The organism is Streptomyces sp. W16 (assembly GCF_033194735.1).
GTDB lineage: Bacteria > Actinomycetota > Actinomycetes > Streptomycetales > Streptomycetaceae > Streptomyces.
Window position 1 is genome coordinate 1 of sequence record NZ_JAWOAI010000738.1, and the last position, 3,814, is coordinate 3,814.

General features: G+C 69.5%; 6 protein-coding genes and 1 pseudogene. 2 read left to right on the plus strand and 5 right to left on the minus strand.

What is annotated here, in order from left to right; all coding sequences use genetic code 11:
• Positions 1 to 305, plus strand: a pseudogene (locus R6V09_RS48240) (ThiF family adenylyltransferase); the annotation flags it as partial.
• Positions 298 to 1,686 (plus strand): ABC1 kinase family protein, encoded by a 1,389-nt coding sequence (locus tag R6V09_RS48245; RefSeq protein ID WP_317887791.1) that lies wholly within the window; start codon positions 298 to 300, stop codon positions 1,684 to 1,686. The pseudogene R6V09_RS48240 and the gene R6V09_RS48245, both read left to right, overlap by 8 nt.
• A 30-nt stretch (positions 1,687 to 1,716) precedes the next feature.
• Here the strand turns inward: R6V09_RS48245 and R6V09_RS48250 are convergent, their stop codons facing one another.
• The 5 genes from R6V09_RS48250 to R6V09_RS48270 form a co-directional block, all read right to left on the minus strand.
• Positions 1,717 to 1,926: a hypothetical protein gene (locus R6V09_RS48250; RefSeq protein ID WP_317887792.1), complete on the minus strand. Its 210-nt coding sequence runs from the start codon at positions 1,924 to 1,926 to the stop codon at positions 1,717 to 1,719.
• A 133-nt stretch (positions 1,927 to 2,059) separates the two neighbouring features.
• Complete coding sequence (locus R6V09_RS48255) at positions 2,060 to 2,389, minus strand: hypothetical protein (RefSeq protein ID WP_317887793.1); 330 nt, start codon at positions 2,387 to 2,389, stop codon at positions 2,060 to 2,062.
• The gene (locus R6V09_RS48260) at positions 2,386 to 2,754 is read right to left on the minus strand and encodes a WhiB family transcriptional regulator (protein WP_019072119.1); all 369 of its coding nucleotides are present in this window, start codon (positions 2,752 to 2,754) and stop codon (positions 2,386 to 2,388) included. Before R6V09_RS48260 ends, R6V09_RS48255 begins: the two co-directional genes overlap by 4 nt.
• Before the next feature lie 174 nt (positions 2,755 to 2,928).
• Positions 2,929 to 3,246, minus strand: coding sequence for a hypothetical protein (locus tag R6V09_RS48265; RefSeq protein WP_317887794.1), 318 nt, complete (start codon positions 3,244 to 3,246; stop codon positions 2,929 to 2,931).
• 168 nt (positions 3,247 to 3,414) lie between these two features.
• The coding region (locus tag R6V09_RS48270; protein WP_317887795.1) for an HRDC domain-containing protein at positions 3,415 to 3,814 on the minus strand (400 nt) is incomplete at its 5' end.

Below are 3,814 nucleotides of genomic sequence, written 5' to 3' on the forward strand. Positions count from 1 at the left end.
ATCTGGCGCTGGCCACGACCGTCGCCGGGCTGGCGGCCACGCACGCGCTCGCCTTCCTGGACGGTCGGTCGCCGTCGAGCGCGGGCGCGCGATGGGAGGTCTCGCTGCCCGGTCTGCACTGGCACGCGCGACCGGTCTGGGCGCATTCCGCATGCCCCTGCGGAGCCGCGGAGAAAGGTAAGGAGGGACACACCTCTACGGACGAGGATCGACACGCGACAATGGCAGAGGACCGGCCGTCGAGGGACGTGCGCCGTAAGGCAGACTCGGCCCGGCCGGCTGGGACTTGGAGGGCGCATGTCTGATCTTCCCCGCAAGGCGGTCACCCGTACCGCCAAGCTCGCCGCGCTCCCGCTCGGCTTCGCCGGGAGAGCCACGTGGGGGCTCGGGAAACGGATCGTGGGCGAGTCCGCGGAGATCGTCGGCCGCGAGCTGCAGCAGCGCACGGCGGAGCAGCTGTTCAAGGTGCTCGGCGAGCTCAAGGGCGGGGCGATGAAGTTCGGGCAGGCGCTGTCCGTCTTCGAGTCGGCGCTGCCGGAGGAGGTCGCCGGTCCCTACCGCGCCGCGCTGACCAAGCTCCAGGAGGCGGCGCCGCCGATGCCGACGCGCACCGTGCACGGTGTGCTGACGGAGCGGCTCGGCGAGGACTGGCGCGAGTTGTTCGTGGAGTTCGAGGACAAGCCGTCGGCCGCGGCGTCGATCGGCCAGGTGCACCGGGCGGTGTGGCACGACGGCCGCGAGGTCGCGGTCAAGGTGCAGTACCCGGGCGCCGGCGAGGCTCTCCTGTCCGACCTGACCCAACTGAGCCGTTTCGCCCGCCTGTTGGGCCCGCTCATCCCCGGGATGGACATCAAGCCCCTCATCGCGGAGCTCCGCGACCGGGTCTCCGAGGAACTGGACTACGGCCTGGAGGCGCAGGCCCAGCAGGTTCACGCGGAGGAGTTCGAGGGCGACCCGGATGTCGTGGTGCCCGCCGTGGTCCACCAGTGCGACCAGGTCCTGGTCACGGAGTGGATCGACGGGATTCCGCTGTCGGAGGTGATCGCCGACGGCACCCAGGAGCAGCGCGACCGGGCAGGCCAGCTGCTGGCCCGCTTCCTCTTCTCCGGCCCGGCCCGCACCGGCCTGCTCCACGCGGACCCGCATCCGGGCAACTTCCGTCTGCTGCCCGCCGACCCGGACGGCAAGGGCGACTGGCGCCTGGGCGTACTGGACTTCGGCACGGTCGACCGGCTCCCCGGCGGTCTGCCGACCCCCATCGGCGATTCCCTGCGCATGACACTCGACGGCGACGCCGAGGCGGTCTACGAACTGCTGTGCGCGGAGGGCTTCGTCAAGGATTCGATAGAACTGGACCCGGACGCCGTCCTCGACTACCTGGTGCCGATCATCGAGCCGGCCCAGGTCGACGCGTTCACCTTCAGCCGCGGCTGGATGCGCAGTCAGGCCGCCCGTATCGCCGATCCCCGTTCCCCTGCCCACCAGTTGGGCAAGCAGCTCAACCTGCCTCCGGCGTACCTCCTGATACACCGAGTGACATTGAGCACAATCGGCGTCCTGTGTCAGTTGGGTGCGACGGTGCGGCTGCGCGAGGAGCTGGAGGAGTGGCTGCCGGGGTTCGTGCCGGAGGACCCGGACGGGTACGAGGAGTTCCCGGACGAGGAGGCACCGGCGGCGGAGGCCTGAGCCCGACCGCGAGGACGGGCAGGACTGCGCCTACCACCAGTCGGAGTCCAGCCGTCCCTCGATCGCCCTGAGGTTCTCTCTGGCGCAGGTGTCGCAGAAGTAGTGCCGGGTTCCGTTCTCCACGGAGCAGGTCCAGGTGGGTTGTGGGCCTTCGGACCGAGCGCCGCAGCGGGCACACACGAGGGGCTGGGGCTCCGCGGTGGAGGCGCTGATGTCACTGCCTCCGGGAAGACTCGTCACGCGGCGACGATATCGCCGCGACCGGGGATCGGGGCAGAACGCACCGCGGGGGCCGGTCCGTTCGGACGGACCGGCCCCCGCGGGGAGCATTCGCCTCCCGGGGTAGGGAGGCCACCGCTTCAGGTGTGATCGGTTACTGCATGACGGCCATGGCGAGCGCACGGCGGGCGCGCAGCGAGGCACGCTCGGCACGGCGCTGCATCCGGCGAGCGGTCAGCAGGCGCGTGACCTGGCGTTCCCGCTCGGCCTCCCGCAGGCGCTCGTGCATATGCGCACGGGCCAGGGCTTCTGGAATGAGTTGCATCTCTCGGGTCCTGTTCTGGCGCGACTCGGTCGCACCGGGGGTGGTGAAGTCTGGGATCGCGGAGCCCACGGGCTCGCTGGGGGTGGACGGCTTCATCGGGGCCTGCTTCTTGGGGTCGTGCGTGAGGGGGCGGTCGATCGTTCCGAAGGTGATGTTCATGCCGTGACCGGGTTCTTGCGCGGACGGCCACGCGGCCGCTTGCGGGCCACAACGACACCCTGGACGAAGAGCTCGCCACCCCAGACGCCCCAGGGCTCACGCCGCTCCTTGGCGCCGGCGAGGCAGGCCTCGATCAGCGGGCAGGTGCGGCAGAGGGACTTGGCGTACTCGACATCGGCCGGCGACTCGGCGAAGAAGACCTCCGGGTCGTAGGAACGGCAGGGGACGGGCACGCCGAGGTTCTCGATGGCGTCGTCGAGCGCGGTGAGCGCAGTGAGCGGAGTCAAGGTGGAGTCCTCCGTGAGGCCGGGCGGGGGGATCGTTTCGGAAGGCGGTACGGACGGGGCGTGCGCTTCGAGTTGCACGGTTGTTCTTCCTCGTCTGGTCGGTCCGGCCCTGTTGGGCCGGGTGTCGGCTTGGTACCGGGTTCTTTTCTTGTCCCGAGGCCCCTTCGCTCCGTCATCCCCGTTCGGGGACAAACAGAAGGGCCGCGGATCCCGGATGGGGTTCCGCGGCCCTGAAGGCGCCGGCCTGATCAATCAGGCTGGATCACTCCAGGGTTCTGGCCCACGGAAGGCCCACATCCGGTGGTGCTGCGTCGTCTGCTTCCGGCTTCCGGCACCGGGCGTAAAGGCATAGGCCTGCGCCTGTGCTCCTACTGCTTCCAGTGCCTTGGTCGGTCGCTCATTGCGCTCGCGGATGGGAAGAACCGCGAGAGACACGGCGGACGCCGGACGGGCGGCAGAGATGCCGGACAGACCGGTGCCCAGGTTCGAAACGCCGAGCATGCACAGGGAGACGACCGAGGGATCGGTCATTTTCACGGTGCTGGCGGAGCTGGTGTTGATGCTGATCACTGGAATCGCCTCCTCTCGGCGTCTCGGGGGACCGGGGGTGAGCCCGATCCTTCGGATATGCAAGTACAACACGGAATCAGGGCCTCCGAGAAGGCCTTCTGTTCCCGTGGCTTAGAACCTATGGGGATTGCTGGGGCATGCGCAAACTATTTTTCCGACGAGTTTCCATCAGTCCCCCGCGGCACCCTCCACAGGCTCCTGACCGCCGCAGATGGCCAGGACATCGGCTCCGTAGCGGTTGAGCTTGCGCACTCCGACGCCGGGGATCCGCGCGAGTTCGCCCTCGTCGTCGGGGACGGTCTCGGCGATCGCCATCAGCGTCTTGTCGGTGAAGACGCAGAAGGCCGGCTGGCCGCTGCGCTGCGCCTGGACCTCCCGCCACTCGCGCAACCGCTCGTAGAGGCCCTCGTCCATGTCGGAGGGGCAGTCCTCGCAGCGCATCAGTTTCATCTCGCCGGCGTCGGTGAGCGTGCGACCGCAGACCCGGCAGCGGGCCACGGTGCGCTGTGTCCGCCGTGGGACGGCTTTGGGGCCGGTGCCCGGGTAGCCGCGCTCGATGCCGCCGGGG

What these genes read in the sequence shown, in the direction of transcription:
- R6V09_RS48245 (WP_317887791.1), top strand. Translation starts at nt 298, where the DNA reads ATGTCTGATCTTCCCCGCAAGGCGGTCACCCGTACCGCCAAGCTCGCC.
- R6V09_RS48255 (WP_317887793.1), bottom strand. Translation starts at nt 2,389, where the DNA reads ATGAACATCACCTTCGGAACGATCGACCGCCCCCTCACGCACGACCCC.